The 23,344-nt window shown below is 72.0% G+C and carries 20 protein-coding genes and 3 pseudogenes; 12 read left to right on the forward strand and 11 right to left on the reverse strand.

Translation table 11 applies throughout. From position 1 onward, the window contains the following. Window positions 1-479: 479 nt before the first annotated feature. From rsmG to QFZ62_RS10735, 3 genes and pseudogenes are all read left to right on the forward strand, one after another. A pseudogene (gene rsmG, locus QFZ62_RS10725) lies at window positions 480-1,116 on the forward strand (16S rRNA (guanine(527)-N(7))-methyltransferase RsmG). 142 nt (window positions 1,117-1,258) lie between these two features. Next, window positions 1,259-2,140, forward strand: coding sequence for a ParA family protein (locus QFZ62_RS10730; protein ID WP_307505408.1), 882 nt, complete (start codon window positions 1,259-1,261; stop codon window positions 2,138-2,140). Next, window positions 2,140-3,144 carry a ParB/RepB/Spo0J family partition protein gene (locus tag QFZ62_RS10735; protein ID WP_307505411.1) on the forward strand — a complete coding sequence of 335 codons (1,005 nt, stop codon included), beginning with the start codon at window positions 2,140-2,142 and terminating at the stop codon, window positions 3,142-3,144. Before QFZ62_RS10730 ends, QFZ62_RS10735 begins: the two co-directional genes overlap by 1 nt. A gap of 55 nt (window positions 3,145-3,199) precedes the next feature. On the opposite strand, the gene QFZ62_RS10740 is transcribed toward QFZ62_RS10735, so the two are convergent. The 6 genes from QFZ62_RS10740 to QFZ62_RS10765 form a co-directional block, all read right to left on the reverse strand. Next, window positions 3,200-4,165: a D-alanine--D-alanine ligase gene (locus QFZ62_RS10740; RefSeq protein ID WP_307505414.1), complete on the reverse strand. Its 966-nt coding sequence runs from the start codon at window positions 4,163-4,165 to the stop codon at window positions 3,200-3,202. A 34-nt stretch (window positions 4,166-4,199) separates the two neighbouring features. Further along, a complete protein-coding gene (locus tag QFZ62_RS10745; RefSeq protein WP_307505417.1) occupies window positions 4,200-5,522 on the reverse strand; it encodes a PLP-dependent aminotransferase family protein in 1,323 nt (440 codons plus the stop codon). A gap of 156 nt (window positions 5,523-5,678) precedes the next feature. Beyond that, the gene (gene trxA / locus QFZ62_RS10750) at window positions 5,679-6,002 is read right to left on the reverse strand and encodes a thioredoxin (RefSeq protein WP_307505420.1); all 324 of its coding nucleotides are present in this window, start codon (window positions 6,000-6,002) and stop codon (window positions 5,679-5,681) included. Between the two features lie 62 nt (window positions 6,003-6,064). Further along, window positions 6,065-7,099 carry a thioredoxin-disulfide reductase gene (gene trxB, locus QFZ62_RS10755; RefSeq protein ID WP_307505423.1) on the reverse strand — a complete coding sequence of 345 codons (1,035 nt, stop codon included), beginning with the start codon at window positions 7,097-7,099 and terminating at the stop codon, window positions 6,065-6,067. A gap of 168 nt (window positions 7,100-7,267) precedes the next feature. After that, the gene (murJ, locus tag QFZ62_RS10760; protein ID WP_307505425.1) at window positions 7,268-8,899 is read right to left on the reverse strand and encodes a murein biosynthesis integral membrane protein MurJ; all 1,632 of its coding nucleotides are present in this window, start codon (window positions 8,897-8,899) and stop codon (window positions 7,268-7,270) included. A gap of 36 nt (window positions 8,900-8,935) precedes the next feature. Further along, window positions 8,936-10,039 (reverse strand): DUF6049 family protein, encoded by a 1,104-nt coding sequence (locus tag QFZ62_RS10765; RefSeq protein WP_307505428.1) that lies wholly within the window; start codon window positions 10,037-10,039, stop codon window positions 8,936-8,938. A gap of 125 nt (window positions 10,040-10,164) precedes the next feature. Here QFZ62_RS10765 and QFZ62_RS10770 point away from each other — a divergent pair, with 125 nt between their 5' ends. Beyond that, window positions 10,165-10,362 (forward strand): hypothetical protein, encoded by a 198-nt coding sequence (locus QFZ62_RS10770; RefSeq protein WP_307505430.1) that lies wholly within the window; start codon window positions 10,165-10,167, stop codon window positions 10,360-10,362. 11 nt (window positions 10,363-10,373) lie between these two features. Here the strand turns inward: QFZ62_RS10770 and QFZ62_RS15615 are convergent. Next, window positions 10,374-11,243, reverse strand: a pseudogene (locus QFZ62_RS15615) (DUF6049 family protein); the annotation flags it as partial. Between the two features lie 93 nt (window positions 11,244-11,336). Here QFZ62_RS15615 and QFZ62_RS10775 point away from each other — a divergent pair. From QFZ62_RS10775 to dnaB, 6 genes and pseudogenes are all read left to right on the forward strand, one after another. After that, window positions 11,337-12,767, forward strand: a complete 1,431-nt coding sequence (locus QFZ62_RS10775; protein ID WP_307505432.1) for a CCA tRNA nucleotidyltransferase — start codon at window positions 11,337-11,339, stop codon at window positions 12,765-12,767. Window positions 12,768-12,951: 184 nt separating this feature from the next. After that, a pseudogene (gene rpsF, locus QFZ62_RS10780) lies at window positions 12,952-13,296 on the forward strand (30S ribosomal protein S6); the annotation flags it as partial. Window positions 13,297-13,398: 102 nt separating this feature from the next. After that, window positions 13,399-13,965, forward strand: coding sequence for a single-stranded DNA-binding protein (locus QFZ62_RS10785; protein WP_307505434.1), 567 nt, complete (start codon window positions 13,399-13,401; stop codon window positions 13,963-13,965). 36 nt (window positions 13,966-14,001) lie between these two features. Then, entirely contained in the window at window positions 14,002-14,265 is a 264-nt protein-coding gene (gene rpsR, locus QFZ62_RS10790) for a 30S ribosomal protein S18 (RefSeq protein ID WP_012039648.1), read from the forward strand. Window positions 14,266-14,276: 11 nt separating this feature from the next. Next, entirely contained in the window at window positions 14,277-14,729 is a 453-nt protein-coding gene (gene rplI, locus QFZ62_RS10795; protein WP_307505436.1) for a 50S ribosomal protein L9, read from the forward strand. A gap of 455 nt (window positions 14,730-15,184) precedes the next feature. After that, a complete protein-coding gene (gene dnaB, locus QFZ62_RS10800) occupies window positions 15,185-16,564 on the forward strand; it encodes a replicative DNA helicase (protein ID WP_307505438.1) in 1,380 nt (459 codons plus the stop codon). A 39-nt stretch (window positions 16,565-16,603) separates the two neighbouring features. On the opposite strand, the gene QFZ62_RS10805 is transcribed toward dnaB, so the two are convergent. The 3 genes from QFZ62_RS10805 to QFZ62_RS10815 all read right to left on the reverse strand — a co-directional run bounded on the left by QFZ62_RS10805 (window position 16,604) and on the right by QFZ62_RS10815 (window position 19,053). Beyond that, a complete protein-coding gene (locus tag QFZ62_RS10805) occupies window positions 16,604-16,894 on the reverse strand; it encodes a CHY zinc finger protein (RefSeq protein ID WP_307505441.1) in 291 nt (96 codons plus the stop codon). Window positions 16,895-16,973: 79 nt separating this feature from the next. Then, window positions 16,974-18,599 carry a peptide chain release factor 3 gene (locus QFZ62_RS10810; RefSeq protein WP_307505444.1) on the reverse strand — a complete coding sequence of 542 codons (1,626 nt, stop codon included), beginning with the start codon at window positions 18,597-18,599 and terminating at the stop codon, window positions 16,974-16,976. A gap of 64 nt (window positions 18,600-18,663) precedes the next feature. Then, window positions 18,664-19,053: a MerR family transcriptional regulator gene (locus tag QFZ62_RS10815; RefSeq protein WP_307505447.1), complete on the reverse strand. Its 390-nt coding sequence runs from the start codon at window positions 19,051-19,053 to the stop codon at window positions 18,664-18,666. Between the two features lie 261 nt (window positions 19,054-19,314). Here QFZ62_RS10815 and QFZ62_RS10820 point away from each other — a divergent pair, with 261 nt between their 5' ends. Together QFZ62_RS10820 and QFZ62_RS10825 are read left to right on the forward strand one after the other, a co-directional pair. After that, window positions 19,315-20,859 (forward strand): SulP family inorganic anion transporter, encoded by a 1,545-nt coding sequence (locus QFZ62_RS10820; protein WP_307505450.1) that lies wholly within the window; start codon window positions 19,315-19,317, stop codon window positions 20,857-20,859. Between the two features lie 26 nt (window positions 20,860-20,885). Next, complete coding sequence (locus QFZ62_RS10825) at window positions 20,886-22,094, forward strand: glycosyltransferase (RefSeq protein ID WP_307505452.1); 1,209 nt, start codon at window positions 20,886-20,888, stop codon at window positions 22,092-22,094. Between the two features lie 72 nt (window positions 22,095-22,166). On the opposite strand, the gene QFZ62_RS10830 is transcribed toward QFZ62_RS10825, so the two are convergent. Further along, window positions 22,167-23,285 (reverse strand): glycerate kinase, encoded by a 1,119-nt coding sequence (locus tag QFZ62_RS10830; RefSeq protein ID WP_307505455.1) that lies wholly within the window; start codon window positions 23,283-23,285, stop codon window positions 22,167-22,169. Window positions 23,286-23,344 lie beyond the last annotated feature (59 nt).

The following is a 23,344-nucleotide window of genomic DNA, read 5'->3' on the forward strand; positions in this document are numbered from 1 at the left end:
GCAAGCGAGGAGCCGTCTTGGCGGCGCACCTACCGTGGACGTATATGTGTGACGTGATCGATGCCATCGACCGCCGGTCACGCTCGATGAGCGATCACGGGACGTATCTTGGAGCCGACTACGTACGGGCGATGACAGTCTGTGTGCTGGGCACAATGGTCTGAGCATGGCTGACGGGGTCATAGGGGGTGAGACGGTGTTTCACGTGAAACATATGCTGCGGTGGCTCATCGAATCGCAGGTGACGGCAATGCACGCGCGAAGTCGCGCAGGGCCCCTTCCTGGCTCATGCGTGGACATGTTTCACGTGAAACGTGTTCTGCAGGGGCGACATCGTCGCCCTGCCTGGAGTCGCTCGGGACGCCGTCCTACAGACACTAAACTCGAGGGACCCGGCCACGCGCACCCACGGTGTCGCGTCACGAGGACCGCGAAGTTCCCCCCGACCTCCGCCACGCCGATGAGAAGATGGGATCGTCATGTCCGAGAAGATCACCGTCGAGCAGGAACCGGCTGTCGCGCAGGAACTGTTCGGTGCACAGATAGACGTCGTGCGGGAGTTCACGGCACAGCTGGGGGAGCGCGGGGAGGAGCTGGGGTTGATCGGTCCCCTGGAGCCCCCTCGGCTGTGGACACCGACACGTCATCAACTCCGTGCTGATCGCTCCCCTGCTCCGGCCGGGCGTCGTCGGTGATATCGGCACGGGAGCTGGTCTTCCCGGACTCGTCCTCGCCATCGCGCGTCCGGATGTCGACTTCGTCCTCATCGAGCCTATGGAACGGCGGGTGGCGTGGCTCGAGGAGCAGGTCGGCCACTTGAGCCTCAGCAACGTCACCGTGCGGCGTGCGCGAGCGGAGGACGTCGCTCAGGAGTTCACCCTGGATCAGGTCACGGCTCGAGCCGTGAGCGCATTCTCGAAGCTCATCCCGCTCACTGTCCCGCTCGTTCGGACGGGTGGCGAGCTCGTGTTCATGAAGGGCGTCAATGTCGAGCGTGAGGTCGAGGCCGCGAGCAAGGCGATACGCAAGTACCACCTGGAGGACGTCGAGGTGCTGACGCTGGGGGCCGGGCAGGTCGACGAGGTCACCCGGGCCATCCGTGCGCGGGTGGCGTAGCCAATGGCTATTGTGATCCCAATTTGTGCTGATCAGGCTCAAATTCCTGACGTCGGTCGCCCTGATGATGCGATGTTCCACGTGAAACATGCGCGCCGGTTCACACAAACGTTCTCGATCTCCACTCGACAGGAAGTTCACCATGGATGACGACCTGAGTCCCATCGCACGTGAGCTGTCCGCGACCAATCGGCGGCGGAAGGCGCTTGCTGGACTCGTGCTCCCTCGGCCGGCGACGACCCGCGTCTTCACGATCGCGAACCAGAAGGGCGGCGTGGGGAAGACCACGTCGACGGTGAACCTGGCGGCCGCCCTGGCCAAATCCGGTGCGCGGACGATGGTCATCGACCTCGATCCGCAGGGCAACGCGTCGACGGCCCTCGGTGCAGACCGGTCCTCGGAGCTGTCGAGCGTCTACGACGTGCTCGTGAACGACGCATCCATCGAGGACGCACTCCAGAGGAGTCCCGAGTTCGACACGCTCTTCTGCGTGCCGGCGACGATCCACCTCGCCGGTGCGGAGATTGAGCTCGTCACCCTGGACCAGCGGGAGCGTCGGCTCCGCCGCGCGCTCGATGCCTTCCTCGCGTCCGAGTCCGGCCAGGGCTTCGACTACGTGCTCATCGACTGCCCGCCGTCGTTGGGACTCCTCACCATCAATGCGTTCACCGCTGCCAAGGAAGTCCTCATCCCGATCCAGTGCGAGTACTACGCACTGGAGGGCCTGAGCCAGCTGCTCTCGAACATCGAGCTCATCGCGCAGCACCTCAACCCGGAGCTGGCGATGTCGACGATCCTCCTCACCATGTACGACGGCCGCACGAACCTCGCGCAGCAGGTCGCGGCGGAGGTGCGCGAGCACTTCCCCCAACAGACCCTCACGACCCTGATCCCGCGCTCCGTGCGCATCAGCGAGGCGCCGAGCTACGGCCAGAGCGTCATCAGCTACGACCCCCATTCCCCCGGCGCGCTCTCCTACCTGGAGGCAGCCGCCGAGATCGCACACCGAGGAGCCCAGAGGTAATGGCAACGAAGAGAACCGGCCTGGGGCGCGGCATCGGCGCCCTCATCCCCACCTCCGACGACCGCAGCCGGCCCGTGGACGTGTTCTTCCCGGACAGCGTCGGCGCCGGCGCGCCGAGCGGCATGCAGGCTCCTCAGGGCGAGAAGGCGGGGGGCGACACGCGCGAGCCCGAGCTCGTGGCCGTACCGGGCGCACGGCTGGCCAACCTGGATCCTGCGGACATCACGCCGAACGCGCAGCAGCCGCGCACGGACTTCCGTCCCGACGAGCTCCAGGAGCTCGTCGTGTCCATCCGCGAGTACGGAGTCCTGCAGCCGATCGTCGTCCGACCGCTGGGCGCGGACGACACCGGTCGCGCACGGTACGAGCTCGTCATGGGGGAGCGGCGACTCCGCGCTACGAAGGAGCTCGGCCTCGACACCATCCCGGCCGTCATCAAGGACACCGCCGACGAGTCGATGCTCCGGGATGCGCTGCTGGAGAACCTGCACCGATCCGAGCTCAATCCGCTGGAGGAGGCGAGCGCCTACCAGCAGCTGCTGGCCGACTTCGCCATCACGCAGGACGAGCTCGCGCAGCGGCTGGGGCGGTCACGGCCGCAGATCACCAACACGATCCGCCTCCTGCGGCTGCCGGAGGACGTACAGCACCGGGTGGCTGCCGGGGTGCTGTCCGCCGGTCACGCACGGGCGATCCTGTCGTCGGGGGACGAGGAGGCCATGCGCCACCTCGCCGACAAGATCGTGAACGAGGACCTGTCCGTGCGGGCGGCAGAGGCCGCCGCGCAGAAGGGGCAGCGCACGACGAAGCCCCGGAAGAGCTCGTCCTCCGCGCGCGACGCGCACCTCGACGAGGCCGCGCACCGGCTGGGCGACCACCTGAACACGAGCGTCCGGGTGACGATGTCGGCTCAGAAGGGGCAGATCCTCATCGACTTCGCGACCCTCGGGGACTTGACGCGCATCGTGCAGGAGATCGGCGTGCCGGACGGCGAGCTGGGATGACGCACGCGAGGGGGAACGGACCAGGCGTCCGTTCCCCCTCGTGGTCTTCCCGCCGTCAGCGCGGGTCGGCTGCGGCGAGGGCGGCCTCGGCGAGGCGACGGTAGAGGTCGCCGACCTCGATGCCGGCCGCGGCGAGGCCCTGGGGCAGCAGCGACGTCTCCGTCAGCCCCGGGATCACGTTGACCTCGAGGAACCAGGGGTCTCCGGCGGCGTCGATGATGATGTCGACGCGCGAGACCTGCCCGATGCCGAGCGCCCGGTGGATCCCGATCGCGGCCTCCGTGGCCGAGGCCGCCTCGGAGGCGGAGATGCGAGCCGGCGTGTAGAAGCGGGTCAGACCCGCGTTGTACCGCGCCTCGTAGCCGTACACGCCCGACGTGGGGACGATCTCCGTGGCCGGCAGGGCCTCGGGACCCTCGCCGGTGTCGAGGACGCCGATGGCGACCTCGGTGCCCTCCACGAGCTGCTCGATGAGGGCGACATCACCGTACGTGTAGGCGTCGACCATGGCGCGGGGGAGCGCTTCCGCGTCGCGCACGATGGTCACGCCCTGCGCGGATCCCCCACGGGCGGGCTTCACGGCGTACGGCGCGGGCATGGCCTCCGTCACGAGTCGGAGGACGGCCGCGGCGCCCAGCTCGCGGAACGTGTCCTTCGGGAGGGTGACCGATCGCGGGGTGCGGATGCCGGCGGACTCGGCCAGCGCCTTGGCGGTGGGCTTGTCCCAGGCGAGGCGGGCGGCCCGAGCGGAGGATCCCACGTAGGGGACGCCCGCGAGCTCGAGCAGCCCGAGGAGGGCTCCGTCCTCGCCGCTCGCCCCGTGCAGGACTGGCCAGACGACGGCGGGAGGGGTGTCGCGCAGGAAGTCGAGCAGGGTGGCGTCGGGATCGCGGAGCGACGACTCCACGCCCGCGCGGTGCAGGGCGTCCGCCACACGGCGTCCGCTGCGGAGCGAGACGTCGCGCTCGTGCGAGATGCCGCCGGCCAGGACGACGACGGAGAGGGGCTCGTGTGCGGTCATGGTGCTGGATCCGATCGTGCTCGGTTGGTGCGGGTCAGTCGAGGTCGGGCGGCGGCGCGGAGACGGACGTCGTGGGGCGGGACGCGAGCGCGCCGGTGCCGGAGAACGTGCTGAGGAGGTCCAGCTCGTCGTCGATGACCGTCGCCATGCGACGGACGCCCTCACGGATGCGCTCGGGCGTCGGGTAGCAGAAGGACAGGCGGATGGCATCGCGACCGCGGCCGTCGGCGTAGAACGCGGTGCCGGGCGTGTACGCGACGAGCGCGGTGACGGCACGCGGCAGCATCTGCTTCGAGTCCAGCTGCTCCGGGAGCTTGAGCCACACGTAGAAGCCGCCGTTGGGCACCGTCCAGCTGAGGCTCGGCAGGTGCTCGGCGAGGGCGGAGAGCGTGGCGTCGCGCCGCTCGCGGTAGACGCCGCGGAAGGTGTCGATCTGGCCCTTCCAATCGGACGCGTGCAGGTACTCGCTGATGATCAGCTGGCTGAAGGAGCTGGGGGAGAGGACGGCCGACTCCTGGGCGAGGATGAGCTTCTCGCGGATGGCGTGCGGTGCGAGAGCCCAGCCGACCCGGAAGCCGGGAGCGAGCGTCTTCGAGAAGGAGCCGAGGTAGATGACGCCCTCGTCGTCGAGGCTGCGCATCGCGTCCGGGGCCGGGCGGTCGAACCAGAGGAGCCCGTAGGGGTTGTCCTCCAGCACGAGGATGTCGTTCGAGCGGCAGATCTCGAGGATCTCCGGGCGCCGGGCCGCCGACATGGTGACGCCGGCCGGGTTGTGGAAGTTCGGGACCGTGTAGAGGAACTTGATGGTGCGACCCTCGCCGCGGATCCGCGCGATGGCCTCGCGCAGCGCCTCGGGCACGAGGCCGTCGTCGTCCATCACGACGTGCTCCACCACGGCCTGGTAGCTGCGGAAGACGCCGATGGCGCCGACGTAGCTGGGCGCCTCGGCGAGGATCACGTCGCCCGGGTCGATGAAGAGCTTGGTGACCAGGTCGAGCGCCTGCTGCGAGCCGGTGGTCGTGACGATGTCGTCGACGCTGCCGCGGATCCCCTCGAGCGCCATGATCTCGAGGATGTCCTCGCGGAGCTCGGGGGTGCCCTGGCCGCCGCCGTACTGCAGGGCCACGGGCCCGCGCTCGCGCATGACCTTCTCCATGGCCGTGACGATGAGCTCCTGCGGGAGGGCGGAGACGAACGGCATGCCGCCGGCGAGGGAGACCACCTCGGGGCGCGAGGCCACGGCGAAGAGGGCACGGACCTCGGAGGCGCTGAGGCCCGAGGTCCTGTCCGCGTAGTGGGCGTACCACGGGTCGAGGTTGGTGCCCGCGGTCGCGCGGGGGCTGCCTGCAGATGTCACGTCACGTCTCTCACTGTCCGATTGCCGTCCAGCCTAACGGGCAGCCGGAGGGGATCCCCGTGGCCGGCCGCCGGTGGCTGCGGGACGCCGGAGGGCCCGGCACCTCGCGGTGCCGGGCCCTCCGGGTCGTGCGTCGCGCCGCAGCGCGAGCGGGTGCTACTTGAGGAACTCGGCGAACTCCTGCTCCAGGGCGGGCTTCGGCTTGGCGCCGATGACGGTCTTGACGACCTCGCCGCCCTTGAAGACCTTCATGGCCGGGATCGACGTGATCTTGTACTTCATGGCGACCTCGGGGTTGTCGTCCACGTCGATCTTGACGAGCTCGATGCCGGGGTTCTCGGCGGCGATCTGGTCGAGGACGGGGGAGACGGCCTTGCAGGGGCCGCACCAGGGCGCCCAGAAGTCGACGATGACGGTCTTCTCGGCGTCGAGGACATCGGCCTGGAAGCTGGCGTCGGTGACGTCGCGGGAGTGGGACATGGGTGCTCCTTCGTGCGGTTCGTGCGGTCCCGGGCGGTTCCCGGATCGCGAGGTGGTGGGGACTACTGGTCGGCGCCGACGAGCTCGCCGTCGGGGTCGACCACGCTGCCGGCGGCCGGTGCGCCGTGCGCCGCCGGTCCGTCGGGGCCGTCGGAAGCGGCGTCGAGCAGCGTGTCCGGCAGGGACGCCAGGAAGTGCTCGGCGTCCAGCGCGGCGATGGTGCCGGAGGCGGCCGCCGTGATGGCCTGGCGGTAGGTGGGGTCGATGACGTCGCCGGCCGCGAAGACGCCCGGCAGGTTGGTGCGCGACGAGCGGCCCTCGACGGCGATGGTGCCCTCGATCGTGAGCTCGAGCTGCTGGTGGAAGAGGTGCGTGCGCGGGTCGTTCCCGATGGCGATGAACAGGCCGTCTAGCGCGAGCGGTCGCTGCTCGCCCGTGACGGTGTCCTCGAGGATCACGCCGTCGACCTTCTCGCCGCCCGTGATGTCGACCACCTGCGCGTTCCAGACGAACTCGATCTTCGGGTTCTCGAACGCGCGGTCCTGCATGATCTTGGAGGCGCGCAGGCTGTCCTTGCGGTGGATCACGTAGACCTTCTCCGCGAAGCGCGTGAGGAAGGTGGCCTCCTCCATGGCGCTGTCGCCGCCGCCCACGACCGCGATGGTCTTCTGGCGGAAGAAGAAGCCGTCGCACGTGGCGCACCAGGAGACGCCGTGGCCGCTCAGGCGGTCCTCCGACGGGACGCCGAGCTTGCGGTACGCGGATCCGGTGGCGGCGATGACCGCGAGGCCCTCGTGCACGTCGCCGTTGCCGAGGGTGACGCGCTTCACGTCGCCCGTGAGCTCGACGGACGTGACGTCGTCGAGGACGACCTCGGTGCCGAACCGCTCGGCCTGCGCCTGCATCGCCATCATGAGGTCGGGGCCCTGGATGCCCTCGGGGAAGCCCGGGTAGTTCTCCACCTCGGTGGTGTTCATCAGCTCGCCGCCGGCCTCGACCGAGCTCGCGATGAGGAGGGGCGTGAGGTTGGCGCGCGCGGCGTAGATGGCGGCCGTGTACCCCGCGGGACCCGAACCGATGATGATGATCTGACGCACGACGGCTTCTCCTCCACTGCTCGGCGGGGCGCCTTCCCGGTGCCCGCTCACCTCTGCAACAGACCCACGGTAGCGGCTATTCCTCCGCCTCCACCGGGCGTGGACGCGCGCGTGGACGGGCTCATGGACACGGCCGCGCGCGGGCGCGGCGGAGGCCGCCGCGGGGCGTCAGCGGCGGCGGAGGCGGCGCATCACGGGCCCGGCCAGCTGCTGCAGCTCGGAGGAGCGCATGGCGGCCAGGGCGGCGAGGTAGACGGCCGTCATGACGGCGGCGAGGGGGATCCCGACCAGGAGCGCCTGGCCCTTCGAGGCGACGCCCACGCCCTCGAACGGGCCGCCGGAGACGAGCACGAGGAGCGCGATGCCCGTGAGCGCCGTGGGCACGGCCGCGACGGCGAAGCGGACCGAGCTGTTGACGATCCGGCGTCCGTCGATCCGGCCGATGCGCCGACGCAGGAGCACCGCCGCGAGGACGGCCTGCCCGGTCACGGTGACGGTCTGCAGGACGGCGAGCCCCACGCCGATCAGCTCCACGGGCTGCTGCGCGATGACGAGGGCGCCGGCGATGAACACGACGACCTGCGCGCACTGGATGAGGAACGGCGTGCGGGTGTCGGAGAGGGCGTAGAACGCCCGCTGCAGCACGAACAGCGTGCTGAACGCCGGCAGCCCGAGGATGAACGCGATGAGGACCGTGCCGTAGCCGCGGACCTCGCCCGCGTCGCCCGAGACCATCACCCGGGCCACGGGCCCCGCGAGGACCGCGATGAGGACGGTCGAGAGCACGGTCATGAGGGCCACCGTGCGGATCGCCGAGGAGAGGTCGAGCCGCATGCTGTCGTGGTCGCCCTCGCCGGCGTGCGTGCTCATGCGCGTGAAGTACGCCGTGGCGATGGAGACCGCGAAGATCGAGTGCGGGAGCATGAAGAACAGCCAGGCGTTGAGCAGGATCGTGCTCGACGGGCTGTCCGAGGTCGCGGCGATGTTGGCCACGTTCGACTGCGCGATGCCGGCGAGCTGCGTGACCACGAGCATGCCGAAGGTCCAGCCGGCGAGGCGTCCGGCGGTGCCGAGGCCGACGCCGCGCCAGGCGAAGTCGAAGCGGAAGCGGAGGCCCACGCGGCGCCAGAACACGAACAGGATGAGCGCCTGGGCGACGACGCCGAGCGTGGCGGAGCCGGCCAGCACGACGATCTTGTCGAGGCTCCAGTCGTCGACCGGGCGGCTGCCGGATCCGAACATCGCCTGGAAGACGAGGAGGCCCGCGATCGCGACGACGTTGTTGAGGACCGGCGCCCACGTGAACGGGCCGAAGGACCCCCTCGCGTTGAGGACCTCGCCGAGCACGGCGTAGAGGCCGTAGAAGAAGATCTGGGGGAGGCACCAGTAGGCGAACGCCACCACGAGGGCGAAGACGTCCGGCGGCAGGGTGGCTGCGTAGACGGCGGAGACGACGGGCGCGCCCACCGTCGCGAGGACCGTGACGCCGCCGAGCACGACGATCGCGATGGTGACGAGCTTGTTGATGTAGCCGGCGCCGCCGTCCGCGTGCTTGGCCGCCCGCACCACCTGGGGCACGAGCACGGCGTTGAGCACGCCGCCCGCGATGATCACGTAGATGTTGTTCGGCAGCTGGTTCGCGTTCGAGAACGCGTTGGAGCTGCCGAGGGTCGCGCCGATCGTCTGCAGCAGCACGATGGCCTTGACGAAGCCGAGGATGCGCGAGACGAACGTGCCCGAGGCGAGGAGGGCGGACGCGCGCCCGATCCCGCCGCCGCGGGGAGCCGGCGCCGCGGTCACGACGGGTCCGATCCGGGGGCGGGCGGCGCGGTCCGGTCAGTCATCGATCTCCTCGGGCAGGCCGGCGAGCTGCCGGGCTCGGGCGCGGCGGCGCTTGCGGATGCTGCGGAACAGGCCGAAGCCGAACAGCAGGGCGACGGCGACGACGAACAGCGTCGTCACGACGGCCTCGAAGCCGGCGCGGATGAGGAGCTCCACGGGCGCGCTCTCGCCGATCTGCACGGCGCCGTCCTCGGTGGTGAGCCGGGCCGTGACCACGACGTCGCCGTTGGAGATGGCCGTGATGGGCGGGCGGGCGGATGCGCTGCCGTGGGCGGGGACGGTGACGACCGCGGAGTCGTCCACCCGGATCCGGCCGCTGCCCGCCATGATCGACATCCGCACGGTGATGGGCTGGTCGAGCTCGTTGCTGACGTTGATGAGCAGGCTCGTCGTGTCGCTGATGACGGTGTTCTGGCGGGTCGTGATGGCGACCGAGGACAGCACGTCGTCGGCCTGGGCGACGTAACCGGCCTGGATGGTCTCGAAGCCGTCGGGGTCCTCGCGCCACCGGTTGGAGAGCGACGCGAGGAGGAGCAGGCGCTGCTGGCCGGTGATCAGCTCGGGGCGCTCCACCGCCTTGGCGAACGCGTCGACCTGCGCCTCGAGGGACATCGCGCCGGCGATCCGGGCGACACGGGCCGCGTCCTCCGGGTGGTCGACCACCTGGAGCGGGACGGAGGCGCTGGCGAGGGCCGCGTCCACCGGCGCGGTGTCGCTGAACGGCAGCGCCTGGATCGCGTCGAGCAGCTGCCCGAGGCGCCCGGTGGAGGCGGCCCATCCGCGCTCCAGGCCCGCGACCACCACGTGGCCGTCGCCCTCGAGCGCGTCCGCCGCGAGGGTCGCGGAGAGCTGCGCCAGGACGACGCCGAACGCCTCGTCGGTCGCGGCGGAGAGCGCGCGGTCGACGAGGGCGGAGACCCGGGCGTCGGTCACGAGCACGCGGGTGTCGCCGACGGTGCCCGTCGCGCCGACGGGCGTCGTGCCCGGTGTCGTGACGTCGTCGCTCGCGAGGATCGCGGTGGTGGTGCCGCTCGCGGCCAGGACGCCGAGGTCGTCCGCGGTGATCGTGCCCGCCGCCGGCCAGGAGAACCCGGACATCGTGTGGTCCCACGCGGTGAGGTCGGCGAGGGTCGGAATGGGGGAGGGGGACGGAGCCTCCGGCGTGGCGCTCGGCTGCGGCTCGGGGTCCGCGGGGCCCGGGCGTCGCGGGCGGATCGACGGAGGTGGCCGCGGCACCCGAGCCCGAGCCGGCGGAGCCTCCGCGCGTGCCGCTCGTGGCGGCCGACCCGGCGCTGGTCGGCGTCTCCGTCGGGGCGGGCGCGGGGCTCGGCGTCGTGCCCGGGGCGGCGAAGCGGCTCGCCTGCACCGCGTACGCGATGTCCGTCGGGGCGAGCAGGGACGCGGCACCCGCCTGCGCCTGAACGGCCACGTCGGCGTCCGCCCAGGCGAGCGCGAACGTGGGGTTGGGCATCTCCCGGAGGCGCTCCAGCCAGTCGACGGCCGATGCGGGCGCGTCGACGCCGAGGATCCGGACGGATGCGACGATCCGCGGGTCGATGCCCACGGCGACCGGACGGCCGACGACCGCGTCCAGCTGGCGGGTGAGCGTGCCGCTCGGCGACGTGTAGGTGGCGAGGGCGTCGGCGTCGATGAAGTCGGACGCGCTCGGCGGCACCGTCAGGGGCATGACGGCCGCGACGGGGGCGGGCGCCGGATCCGCGCCCGGGCTCCAGACGACGGCCCCGCGTCCGGTCGCGACGTCCGCGCCGCCCGCCTCGAGCTCCGCCGTCAGCCCCCGCGGACCGAAGCCGCCGCGGCTCCCCTGGAGCGCGACGGTCGCGGACGGGACGGTGAGGGCGATGTCGACGGTGCCGCCCGCGGGTACCTCGGGGGTGTCGGCCCGCCCGATGCGGGGACCCGTCCGCGCGTTCGCGTCGGCGGACGCGGTGTCGAGCCAGGCGTCGAGCTCCGGGCGCGTGTCGAGCACGGTGCGGTTGAGGTCGAGGTCGATGCGCCCGGCCGGCACGGCGGCGTCCGTGGCGTTGATGACGGAGACGGTGACCGCGAGGTCCTCGCCGGGCGCGAGGATCCCCTCGGCCGCCGGGGTGACGGTGAGGGTCACGCCCTCGGTGGCCGCGTGCGCCGGGGTCGACGGACCCGCGACCGTCCCGGCGGCGAGCGTCCCGGCGGCGACCGTGACGCACACGAGGGTGGAGACCGTGCGTCGAGCGGATCGCCGGATCAGCCGGAGGGCTCTGTCCGTGCGGGTGGGGCCGGCGTCATGTCGAGGCGCGGCGTGCATCTGGGCATTCTAAAGCGCGGACCCCGCGCGGCCCCTGCGCGCTCGCCGTGGACGCCGGATGCCCGTCGCGGCGCCGCCGTAGACTGTCCGACCATGCACAGCGTCGCACAGGCCCTCGAGCGTCTCCGCGAGCTGGCCGCCTCGCCTCCGGTCGCCGTGCTCGCCCGTGCGTTCCACGAGGCGGGCCACGAGCTCGCCCTCGTCGGCGGGCCCGTGCGGGACGCGTTCCTCGGCCGCGAGGCCACCGACCTCGACCTCACCACCGACGCGCGGCCCGACCGCATCCTCGAGATCGTGAAGCCCGTCGCCGACGCCCACTGGGACATCGGCCGTGCGTTCGGCACGATCGGCGCGCGCGTGAAGGGGGAGCAGGTCGAGATCACGACCTACCGCACGGATCAGTACGACGGCGTCTCCCGCAAGCCCGAGGTCGAGTTCGGCTCGTCCCTCGAGGAGGACCTCGTGCGCCGCGACTTCACCGTCAACGCCCTCGCCGTGCGCCTGCCGCAGGTGGTCATGGTGGATCCGTCGGGCGGCATCGACGACCTCCTCTCCCAGGTGCTCCGCACGCCCGTCGCCCCGGAGGTGTCCTTCGGGGACGACCCGCTCCGCATGATGCGCGCCGTCCGCTTCGCGTCCCAGCTCGGCTTCCGCCTCGACGACCCCGCATTCGCCGCCATCCGCGACATGGCCCCCCGGATCCTCGACATCTCCGTCGAGCGGGTCAGCGACGAGCTCTCCAAGCTCCTGCGCACGCCCGAGCCCCGCGCGGGCCTCGACCTGCTCGTGGAGGGGGGACTCGCCGACCACGTGCTGCCCGAGCTCCCCGCGATGAAGCTGGAGGCCGACGAGCACCACCGCCACAAGGACGTGTACCAGCACTCCCTCCAGGTGCTCGACCAGGCCATCGACCACGAGCGCTCGCGCCACCCCGGCGAGGCGCCCGACCTCGTGCTCCGCCTGGCCGCGCTCCTCCACGACATCGGCAAGCCCTCCACGCGCCGACTGGAGCCGGGCGGGGTCGTCACCTTCCACCACCACGACGTCGTCGGATCCAAGATGGCCAAGCGGCGCCTGCGCGCGCTCCGCTTCGACAACGACACGATCGCCTCGGTGTCGCGCCTCGTCGAGCTGCACCTCCGCTTCTTCGGCTACACGGAGGGCGGCTGGACCGACTCGGCCGTCCGCCGGTACGTCCGGGACGCGGGACCCGAGCTCGAGCGCCTGCACATGCTCACGCGCGCCGACGTCACGACGCAGAACCGCCGCAAGGCCGACCGCCTGGGCTTCGCGTACGACGACCTCGAGACCCGCATCGCGGAGCTGGCGGAGCAGGAGGAGATGGCGGCCGTGCGGCCGGACCTCGACGGCGAGGCGATCATGCGGATCCTCGACGTGCCGCCCGGCCCGGTGGTCGGCCGCGCCTACCGCTTCCTGCTCGAGCTGCGCCTCGACGAGGGGCCGCTCGACCCGGACGAGGCCACGCGGCGCCTCGTGGCGTGGTGGGCGGCCGAGCAGGGCTGATCCGGGCCATCGTCCGCCCCGGTCTGGTGCCCCTCCTCCCCATCCGGTAGTCTTGCGAGGTTGTCCGCCCGGCAACGGGTTCCCCCTGCCCCGCGCGGACCGATGCACATACCCTCCTGTCGCAGATCGTCTGCGACCGTTCAAGTCCGAAGGAGGTGGGTTAGTGACGCATCAGTACGAACTCATGGTGATCCTGGATCCCGAGATCGATGAGCGCACCGTCGCTCCCAGTCTCGACAAGTTCCTCAACGTCATCCGCACCAGCGGTGGCACCGTCGACAACGTCGACGTCTGGGGCCGTCGTCGACTGGCGTACGAGATCAACAAGAAGAACGAGGGCATCTACGCCGTCGTCCAGCTCACCGCCACGAGCGAGGCCACGCAGGAGCTCGACCGCCAGCTGGGTCTGTCCGAGGCCGTCATGCGCACCAAGGTGCTGCGTGCCGAGGAGGCCATGGCCATGGTCGCCTCCGCTGCGAAGCTCGCCGACGAGAAGGCCGCCCGCAAGGCCGCCGCCACGTCCAAGGCCGCAGACGCCGCGCCCCAGGCGCCCGCCACGGACGCCGCCCCGGCGACGCCCGGCAAGCCGGCAGCGCAGGCTGCTTCCAGCGAGAAGACCGGGGAGTAGTCGATGGCCGGCGAAACCATCATCACGGTCGTGGGCAACCTCACCAGTGATCCGGAGCTGCGGTACACGCAGAACGGGCTGGCGGTAGCCAACTTCACCATCGCCTCCACGCCGAGGTCGTTCGACCGCGCGAGCAACGACTGGAAGGACGGCGACGCCCTGTTCCTCCGTGCGAGCGTGTGGCGCGAGTTCGCCGAGCACGTGGCGTCCTCGCTCACCAAGGGATCGCGCGTCGTCGCGACCGGCCGCCTCAAGCAGCGGTCGTACGAGACGAAGGAGGGCGAGAAGCGCACCTCCATCGAGCTCGAGGTCGACGAGATCGGCCCCTCGCTCCGCTACGCGACCGCTCAGGTCACGCGCGCGGCCGGCGGCGGCGGCAACTCCGGCGGGGGCAACTCCGGCGGCGGTGGTCGCGGCCAGTTCGGCGGCGGACAGCCCCAGCAGCAGGTGGCCGAGGAGCCGTGGGGCACCCCCGCGAACTCCGGCGGCGGCAACTCCGGCGGGGGCAACTCCGGTGGCGACGGCGGCTGGTCCAACCCCGGCAACTTCAACGACGAGACGCCCTTCTAGGGCTCGTCGCACTACGCAAGAAAGACAGGAAGAATCATGGCTGGAAAGAGCAGCGGCGACCGCCGCAAGCCTCTCCGCGGAGCCAAGGGCGGCAAGAACGCCGCCCCGGCGAAGTCCATCCGCGTCGGCGTCATCGACTACAAGGATGTCGCCACCCTCCGCAAGTTCATCTCCGAGCGGGGAAAGATCCGCGCTCGTCGCATCACCGGTGTCTCGGTGCAGGAGCAGCGCCTCATCGCGCGCGCAGTCAAGAACGCGCGTGAGATGGCACTTCTCCCCTACGCCGGCTCCGGCCGTTAAGGGGTAATGGAATGTCGAAAGTAATCCTGACGACCGAGGTCTCCGGCCTCGGTTCCCCCGGAGACGTCGTCGAGGTCAAGAACGGGTTCTCCCGCAACTACCTCGTGCCCCAGGGCTTCGCGGTCATCTGGAGCCGCGGCGGCGAGAAGCAGATTGAGCAGATCAAGGCAGCGCGTGCCGCTCGTGAGCACGCGACCATCGAGGAGGCGCAGGACCTCAAGAGCCGCCTCGAGGCCAAGATCGTCAAGCTGACCGTCAAGGCCGGCCAGGGCGGGCGCCTCTTCGGCTCCGTCAAGACGTCCGACATCGCCAAGGCGGTCGACGAGTCCGGCATCGGCCAGGTCGACAAGCGCAAGATCGAGATCCCCACGCCCATCAAGGCCACCGGGAACCACGAGGCCACGATCCGGCTCCGTGACGACATCGTCGCCACGATCAGCCTGCAGGTCGTCGCCGCGAAGTAGCGCAGCACGGGATCGATGGCGGTGGGCTCTCCGAGCCCGCCGCCATCGGCGGTTAACCAGCAGGTCAGAGGGTCCTCGATCCCCAGGCTCATCCACAGGCGAGGCCCTAGCAGAAGAACTCTCAAGCCCTGGTGCAGACTACTTTTCCCACATCGGGTGTGGAACTCCCCGGTCCTGGTCAGCGGCGGATTCCGTGTCCATATCCGCTCGTAGTGCACAGGCTTGTCCCCAGGTAGTCCACACGACGCCCGGCGTTTCGCCCACTTTGTCCACAGTCTCGTCCACAGGTGCATTTGGTGGCGCGAGGGGTCGATCCATATCGTGGGGCAGCGCCCGGCGAACGGGTCGCGAGAGGACCGCCAGCGGTCCGGCCGACCCCGCGCGAGCGGTGTCGGAGGTCCGAGCTAGAACGGTCGTGCGGGCGCATCCGCCCAGCCGACCGAGGGGAGCCGCACGTGTCCATCGCCCATCTGGGTCTCGCCGGCGAACGCGACGAGCGCGACAAGCGCGCCGGCCACGAGCGCACGCCGCCGCACGACCTCCTCGCCGAGCAGAGCGCCATCGGCGGCATGCTCCTCAGCAAGGACGCCGTGGCGGACGCCGTGGAGCAGGTGCGGGCGATCGACTTCTACATCCCCAAGCACGAGATCATCTTCGACGCGATCCTGTCGCTGTACTCGCACGGCGAGCCGACGGACGTCATCGCCGTCACCGACGAGCTCACCAAGCTGGGCGAGCTGAGCCGGGCCGGCGGCGCCGACTACCTCCACACGCTCACCAGCGTCGTGCCCACCGCCGCCAACGCGGGCTTCTACGGCTCCATCGTCGCCGAGAAGGCGGTGCTGCGCCGCCTGGTCGAGGCCGGCACGCGCATCGTGCAGATGGGCTACGCGAGCGAGGGCGAGGTCGTCGACCTCGTGAACAACGCGCAGGCGGAGATCTACGGCGTCACGGGCGGCGTCGAGGCGGAGGACTACGTCCCGCTCACGGACGCCGTCACGGTGGCCATCGACGAGATCGAGGCGGCCAAGGGCAAGGACGGCCAGATGACCGGCGTGCCCACCGGCTTCGCCGACCTCGACGCCCTCACCAACGGCCTGCACCCGGGGCAGCTCATCATCGTCGCCGCACGCCCCGCGCTCGGCAAGTCCACGCTGGCGCTCGACTTCGCGCGTGCCGCCAGCATCAAGTACGACATGCCGTCGATCTTCTTCAGCCTCGAGATGGGGCGCAGCGAGATCGCGATGCGCCTGCTCTCCGCCGAGGCGTCCGTTCCGCTGCAGAGCATGCGCAAGGGCACCGTGGACGCGCGCGACTGGACGACCATCGCTCAGACCCGTGGCCGCATCAACGACGCGCCGCTCTACATCGACGACAGCCCCAACATGACGCTCGTCGAGATCCGGGCGAAGTGCCGCCGGCTCAAGCAGAAGGTCGGGCTGAAGCTCGTCGTCATCGACTACCTGCAGCTCATGACGAGCGGCAAGAAGGTCGAGTCGCGCCAGCAGGAGGTCTCGGAGTTCTCCCGTGCGCTCAAGCTCATGGCGAAGGAGCTGCAGGTCCCGGTCATCGCGCTGTCGCAGCTGAACCGAGGTCCCGAGCAGCGGGCCGACAAGATGCCGGCCATCTCCGACCTCCGCGAATCCGGGTCGCTCGAGCAGGACGCGGACATGGTCATCCTGCTGCACCGCGAGAGCGCCTACGAGAAGGACAACCCGCGTGCGGGCGAGGCCGACTTCATCGTCGCGAAGCACCGCAACGGGCCCACGGGGACCATCACGGTCGGCTTCCACGGGCACTTCTCGCGCTTCGCGGACATGCCCGCCGGCGGATAGCGCCGGGCGTCCGTCCCGGCGTCCGCGGGGGCGGAGCGCTCAGGGCGCGAAGTAGAGGTGCGCGTGCGCCGCGCAGCCGGGGTTGAAGCCGGCCCCGCAGCTCGGGCAGGCCTCGGCCGCCAGGTACTCGGGGACGCTCATCGTCGCCCGGCAGACGCCGCACAGGGCGGCGGGAAGGTGGTGCTCGGCGCGGGGGATTACCCGGAGCGGGTGGTCGGCGACGGCCGCGTGGCAGAGGTGGCACGGGTACCAGGCGTCGCAGCACGGGGCTCGGAGCGCGACCACGTCGAGCGCCGAGCCGTAGTGCACGCAGCGGGTCTCAGCGTCCACGGCCGGGCCGAGGATCACCGGTCCCGTGCTCTGCGCCCGGGCGTGACCGGCTGAGGGGGTCACGCGCGCATCACCGCGATCACGCGTCCGGCAGGGCCGTCGACGCGTCGACGAGCGTGAGCTCCGGGCTGTCGCGCTCGATGGCCTTGAGACGCCACGGCGTGGTGATCAGGGCGATGTGCGTGCCGTCCGAGCGCACGAGCACCTCGACGCCGATGGTCTTCGCGAGGGCCGGCGCGCTGTCCGCGTCGGTGATCCGGGCGACCTGGTACTCCAGCGGCTCCATGCGCAGCGGCGCGCGGAACTCGTTCGTCATGCGCTCGACGACGACCTCGAACTGCATGGGGCCGACGGCGCCGAGGACGGGCGCCTGGTCGCCGCGGAGGTCGGAGCGCATCACCTGGATGACGCCCTCGTGGTCGAGCTGCTCGATGCCCTTGCGGAACTGCTTGTGTGTGCTCGTGTCCTTCGAGCGGACCACGCGGAAGAGCTCGGGGGCGAACTGGGGGAGCCGCGGGAAGGTGACCGGCGCCCCGTCGAACAGCGTGTCGCCCACACGGATGTTGGACGCGTTGACGAGGCCGACGACGTCGCCCGGGTAGGCGTCCTCGACGGTGGAGCGCTCGCGCCCGAAGAGCTGCTGCGCGTACTTGGTGACGAAGGGGCGGCCGGTCTGGGCGTGCGTGACCGTCATGCCGCGGTGGAAGACGCCCGAGCAGATCCGCATGAAGGCCAGGCGGTCGCGGTGGGCGGTGTTCATGCCCGACTGGACTTTGAACACGAAGCCGGAGAAGTCGTCCTCGACGGGGCGCGTGCGGTCCTGCTCGTCGGGGCGCGGCTGCGCGGCGGGGGCGATGGCGTCGAGGGCGTCGAGGATGTGGGTCACGCCGAAGTTCAGCACGGCGGCCGCGAAGAGCACCGGGGTGGTGCGGCGGGCGAGGAACGACTCCTCGTCGTGGTCCTGGCCCTCCTCGTGCAGGAGCTCGCTCTCCTCGACGGCGTTCGTCCAGGCGGGTCCGGCGGCGGCCAGCGCCTCGTCGGCGGACATGCGCGTCTCGGGGGCGATGGTCGCGCCGCCCGCGGTGCGGGTGAAGTGGACGCACTCGCCGGTGGAGCGGTCGACGACGCCGAAGAAGGCGCCGGACTCGCCGACGGGCCACGTGAGCGGCGTGGGGAGGAGGCCCGTGCGCTCCTTGATCTCGTCCATGAGGTCGAGCGGCTCGCGGCCGGGGCGGTCCCACTTGTTGATGACGGTGATGATCGGGATGCGGCGCTGGCGGCACACCTCGAAGAGCTTCATGGTCTGGGTCTCGAGGCCGCGGGAGGCGTCGACGAGCATGATCGCGGCGTCCACCGCCGAGAGGACCCGGTAGGTGTCCTCGGAGAAGTCGGCGTGGCCGGGGGTGTCGACGACGTTCATGACGGTGTCGCGGTGGGTGAACTGGATGGCGGCGGAGCTCACCGAGATCCCGCGCTCCTTCTCCATGTCCATCCAGTCGGAGACGGTGGACTTGCGGCCCTGCTTGCCGTGGACCGCGCCCGCCGACCCGATGGCGTGCGCGTGGAGCAGCAGCGCCTCGGTGAGCGTGGACTTGCCCGCGTCGGGGTGGGAGATGACGGCGAAGGTGCGACGGCGGGACGCCTCGCGCAGCACGGGGGAGGCGGAGGCCGAGGCGGGCGCGCGGGGAGGGGTGATGGTCGACACCTCCCCATGGTACGAGGCCGTCGCGTGAGGGTCCGCGTCGGGACCGATCGGGCGGCTCGCGGGATCAGCGCGCGCGGAGGCGGTCGAGGAACTCGTCGGCCATGCCGAGGTGCTCCGCGAGGCGGCGGCGGCGCTCCTCCGCGTCGGCGATGAAGGCGGCCAGGTCGGCGCGGAGGGACACGGTGTCGTCGTCGGGCGCGGCGGCGTCGAGGGCGTCGGTGACCTCGAGCAGGCGCATCATCTCCTCGAGCGAGAAGCCGAGCGGCTTCATCCGGCGGATGAGGAGGAGGCGCTCCAGGTCGTCGTCCGTGTAGAGGCGGAAGCCGCCGTCGGAGCGGCCGGACGGACGCAGGAGGCCGGTCTCGTCGTAGTGGCGGAGCGTGCGGTGCGAGAGGCCGGTGCGCTCGGCGAGCTCGCCGATCTGCATGGTCGCGGGGCCGGCGGGTCGTGTCATGCGGGCCTCCAGACAGACTCTCCCCTCACGTGAGGGTAGAGTGGGGTGGGCGCGGCCGGGTGGCCGCTGCCGACCATTCTCCCGGATGCCGGGGACCCCGCCGTCTGCCCCCGATCGGGGGTGCGGCGCGGGCCGTCGCGCTCCCGGCGCCCGCGACGCGGAGCGCACGGGAGACCCGGCCCGGCCCCTCCCACCTCGTCCCACCCCGACCCCGTCCCCTCCGCCCTCGTGGCCGCATCCGATCGGAGCACCGTGTCCGCCATGCCCCCCGCCGCCGCCACCGGACCGGACGCCTCCGGTCCGGGCTCCGTCGTCGCGCCGTCGCCGTCGCCCACCGTGCTCGAGGCGCTGCGCACGCCGCGCATCCTCACCCGCGAGGCGCTCGCCGGCCTCGTGGTGGCGCTCGCGCTGATCCCCGAGGCGATCTCGTTCTCGATCATCGCGGGCGTGGATCCGCGCGTCGGTCTCTTCTCGTCGTTCGTGATGGCGGTGACCATCGCGTTCCTCGGCGGGCGCCCCGCCATGATCTCCGCGGCCACGGGCGCCGTCGCGCTCGTCATCGCACCGGTCGCGCGCGAGCACGGCATGGACCACTTCCTCGCCACCGTGATCCTCGCCGGGATCCTCCAGGTGGTGCTCGCGGTGCTGGGCGTCGCGCGGCTGATGCGCTTCATCCCGCGGTCGGTGATGGTCGGCTTCGTGAACGCGCTCGCGATCCTCATCTTCACCGCGCAGATCCCGAACCTCGTCGACGTGCCGTGGCTCGTGTACCCGCTGGTGGCGGTGGGGATCGCGATCCTCGTGCTGCTGCCGCGCGTGACGCGCGTGGTGCCGGCGCCGCTCGTCGCCATCGCGCTGCTCACCGGCGCGACCGTGCTCGGCGCGCTCGCCGTGCCGACCGTCGGCGACCAGGGCGAGCTGCCGCGGAGCCTCCCGGAGCTGCTCCTCCCGCAGGTGCCGCTCACGCTGGAGACGCTGGGGATCATCGGGCCGTACGCGCTCGCGATGGCGCTCGTCGGGATCCTCGAGTCGCTCATGACCGCGAAGCTCGTCGACGACATCACCGACACGCCCTCGGACAAGACCCGCGAGACGTGGGGCCAGGGCGCGGCGAACGTGCTGTCGGGCCTCTTCGGCGGCATGGGCGGCTGCGCGATGATCGGCCAGACGATGATCAACGTGCGCGTCTCCGGCGCGCGCACCCGCATCTCGACGTTCCTCGCGGGCGTGTTCCTCCTGCTCCTCGTGGTCGTGCTGGGCGACGTGGTGGCGGTGATCCCGATGGCCGCGCTCGTGGCCGTGATGGTGATGGTCTCGGTGGGCACGTTCGACTGGCACAGCATCCGGCCGTCGACACTGAAGCGCATGCCGCTCGGGGAGACGCTCGTGATGGCGCTGACCGTGGCCGTCGTGGTCGCGACGCACAACCTCGCGATCGGGGTCGTGGTGGGCGTGATCGCGGCCATGGTCGTGTTCGCCCGGCGCGTGGCCGGATTCGCGACCGTGGAGCGCACGGTCGCCCCGGACGCGGACGGCGAGCCCGTCGCCCGCTACCGCGTGGTCGGCGAGCTGTTCTTCGCGTCGAGCAACGACCTCACGACGCGGTTCCGCTACGCGGAGGACCCGGCGCGCGTGCGGATCGACATGAGCGGCTCGCACGTGTGGGACGCCTCCACGGTCGCGGCCCTCGACGCGATCACGACCAAGTACGCGCGCCGCGGGACCACCGTCGACATCGAGGGGATGAACGAGGCCAGCCTCCGCATGCACGGGCGGCTCGCGGGACGGCTGGGCGGCGAGGGCTGAGCGGGGCCGCTCGTAGGATCGCAGCCATGAGGATCGCGTTCGTCTCGCTGCACACGTCGCCGATCCAGACCCCCAGCACCGGCGACGCCGGCGGGCTCAACGTCTACCTGCTCGAGCTCGCGCGGAGCCTCGGGCGGCAGGGGCACGAGGTGCGGCTGATCACGCGGGCCACGGATCCCGCCGACCCGCCGGCGATGCAGGTCGCGCCCGGGGTCGAGCTGCTCGCGCTGCGGGCGGGACCGGTCGGGCGGCTGGCGAAGGAGGAGCTGCCCGGCATCACGGACGCCTTCGCGGAGGCGCTCGCCGCGCTGCCGCCCGCGGACGTCGTGCACGCCCACTACTGGCTGTCGGCCGTCGCGGCGCTGCCCGTCGCGCGCGCGTGGGGCGTGCCGCACGTGCTCACGCTGCACTCGGTGTCAGCGGGCAAGAACCGGCGGCTCGTGCCGGGCGACACCCCGGAGCCGGCGTCGCGCCTGGCGGACGAGGGGCGGCTCGTGCGGGCGTCGGACCTCGTGGTGGCGTCCGCGGAGTCGGAGAAGCGGCTGCTCGTGGAGGCGTACGACGCGGATCCCGCGCTCGTGCACGTCGTCGCGCCCGGGGTGGAGGAGGCGTTCCTCGCGGAGCCGTCGGGCCGCGAGGGCGGCGGGCGGGTGCGCATCGTGCTGCTGGCCCGCATCCAGCCGCTCAAGGGGCAGGACGTGGCGATCCGGGCGCTCGCCCTGCTGGATCCCGCGTCCCGTCCGCTGCTCGTGATCGCCGGCGGCGTCTCGCCCGGCCGCGACGCGTACGCGGCGAGCCTGCACGCGCTCGTGCGCTCGCTGGACCTCGCGGACGACGTCGTCTTCGCGGGCGCGCTCGACCGCCCCGCGACCGCCCGGACGCTCGCCGGCGCGCACCTCGCGCTCATGCCGTCGGCGGCCGAGACGTACGGGCTTGTCGCGCTCGAGGCGGCGGCCTGCGGCACGCCCGTGATCGCCGCGCGCACGGAGGGGCTCGTCGACTCCGTGCGGGAGGGCGTCACCGGCGTGTTCGTGCCGACGCGGGATCCCGCCGACTGGGCTCGCGCGATCCGCGACCTGCTCGCCGACCGGGCGGCGCTCGCGCGGCTCTCGGCGTCGGCGCGCGCGCACGCGGCCCGGCACACGTGGGACGTCGCCGCGGCGGACGTCGCGGAGGAGTACCGGGTGCTGGGGGAGCGGCGTCCTCGGGACCGCGTGGCGGGGACGCGGGGCTGAGGACGGGGGTCTCGGGGGGCTGTCGGTCCGTGAGCGGTGGGAGCGCGTCGGCTGGTGCCGGCTCGCGTCGGCTCAGCCCGTGAGCGTTCCCGCGTCATGTGCGACGTCCTCTGCAGCCCGCTCCAGCCACGCGACGGCGTCGGCGCGGGCGGCGTCGGCGGATCCGGCGAGGTCGGTGAGCGAGCGCACGGCCCGGAAGCCGTCGGCGGGCGCGGCCACGGCGCCGGCGACCAGGACCGCGGCGGCGCCGTGCTCGCGCGCGAGGTCGAGCACGCGCGACGCCACCTTGCCCGTCCGCGACTGCGCGTCGAAGCGCCCCTCGCCTGTCACCACGACGTCCGCGCCCGCGATCAGGCCGGGCAGCCCGATCGCCTCGGCGACGCCCGCGGATCCCGACGTCGCGACGGCGCCCCACGCCATCAGCCCCGCGGCGGTCCCGCCGGCCGCGCCCGATCCGGGGACGGACGGATCCACGCCGAGCAGCCCCGCGAGGTGGGCGAGGCCGGCGTCGAGCGCCCGGACGTCCGCGGGCGTCGCGCCCTTCTGCGGCCCGTAGACGGCGGCCGCGCCCGCGGGACCGGTGAGCGGCGCGCGGACGTCCCCGAGGATCCGCGCCCCGCCGGCCGGGAGCGCCCGGAGCCGCGCGAGCTCCAGCGTCGCGATGCCGGCCATGGCTTCGCCGCCGTCCCCGGCCGCGGTGCCGTCCGCGCGGAGCGCCCGGGCCCCCAGCTCGCGCAGCGCGCCGACGCCGCCGTCGGTCGACGAGCTGCCGCCGAGCGCGAGCAGCAGGCGCGGGACGCCCGCGTCGAGGGCAGCGCGGATGGCCTGGCCGAAGCCGCGGGTGTGCGCGGCGAGCGGGCGGAGCGGGTCGAGCAGCGTGATCCCGCTCGTCGACGCGACCTCCACGACGCCCGTGCCGTCGGGCAGCAGGAGCCAGCGCGCGTCGACCGGCCGGTCGTCGGGTCCGGTGACGCGGACGGGCACGCGTCGGGCACCCGGGACCGCGGCCGCGAGCACGTCGAGGGTGCCCTGCCCGCCGTCGGCCATGGGGGCGATCACCACGTCGTCGTGGGGCCGCGCGCGGAGCCAGCCGCGGCGGAGCGCCTCGGCGGCCTCGACCGCGGTGGCGGATCCGGTGAGCGAGTCGGGCGCCATGACGACGCGCAGGGGGCGGGGAGCGGCGGTGCTCATGCGGTCAGTCTGCCGGAGGGCGCCTGCGGAGGCGACGACGCCGCAGGGCGGCGGTCGTC

Origin of the sequence: Clavibacter sp. B3I6, assembly GCF_030816895.1 — a bacterium.
In the GTDB taxonomy this organism is placed as follows: domain Bacteria; phylum Actinomycetota; class Actinomycetes; order Actinomycetales; family Microbacteriaceae; genus Clavibacter.

Excerpts from the sequence above, each read along its gene's own strand:
- QFZ62_RS10730 (WP_307505408.1), top strand. The coding sequence starts at position 1,259 with ATGGATGACGACCTGAGTCCCATCGCACGTGAGCTGTCCGCGACCAAT.
- QFZ62_RS10735 (WP_307505411.1), top strand. The coding sequence starts at position 2,140 with ATGGCAACGAAGAGAACCGGCCTGGGGCGCGGCATCGGCGCCCTCATC.
- QFZ62_RS10740 (WP_307505414.1), bottom strand. The coding sequence starts at position 4,165 with ATGACCGCACACGAGCCCCTCTCCGTCGTCGTCCTGGCCGGCGGCATC.
- trxA (WP_307505420.1), bottom strand. The coding sequence starts at position 6,002 with ATGTCCCACTCCCGCGACGTCACCGACGCCAGCTTCCAGGCCGATGTC.
- QFZ62_RS10765 (WP_307505428.1), bottom strand. The coding sequence starts at position 10,039 with ATGTCCGGGTTCTCCTGGCCGGCGGCGGGCACGATCACCGCGGACGAC.
- QFZ62_RS10775 (WP_307505432.1), top strand. The coding sequence starts at position 11,337 with ATGCACAGCGTCGCACAGGCCCTCGAGCGTCTCCGCGAGCTGGCCGCC.
- QFZ62_RS10785 (WP_307505434.1), top strand. The coding sequence starts at position 13,399 with ATGGCCGGCGAAACCATCATCACGGTCGTGGGCAACCTCACCAGTGAT.
- rpsR (WP_012039648.1), top strand. The coding sequence starts at position 14,002 with ATGGCTGGAAAGAGCAGCGGCGACCGCCGCAAGCCTCTCCGCGGAGCC.
- rplI (WP_307505436.1), top strand. The coding sequence starts at position 14,277 with ATGTCGAAAGTAATCCTGACGACCGAGGTCTCCGGCCTCGGTTCCCCC.
- QFZ62_RS10815 (WP_307505447.1), bottom strand. The coding sequence starts at position 19,053 with ATGACACGACCCGCCGGCCCCGCGACCATGCAGATCGGCGAGCTCGCC.
- QFZ62_RS10820 (WP_307505450.1), top strand. The coding sequence starts at position 19,315 with ATGCCCCCCGCCGCCGCCACCGGACCGGACGCCTCCGGTCCGGGCTCC.
- QFZ62_RS10825 (WP_307505452.1), top strand. The coding sequence starts at position 20,886 with ATGAGGATCGCGTTCGTCTCGCTGCACACGTCGCCGATCCAGACCCCC.
- QFZ62_RS10830 (WP_307505455.1), bottom strand. The coding sequence starts at position 23,285 with ATGAGCACCGCCGCTCCCCGCCCCCTGCGCGTCGTCATGGCGCCCGAC.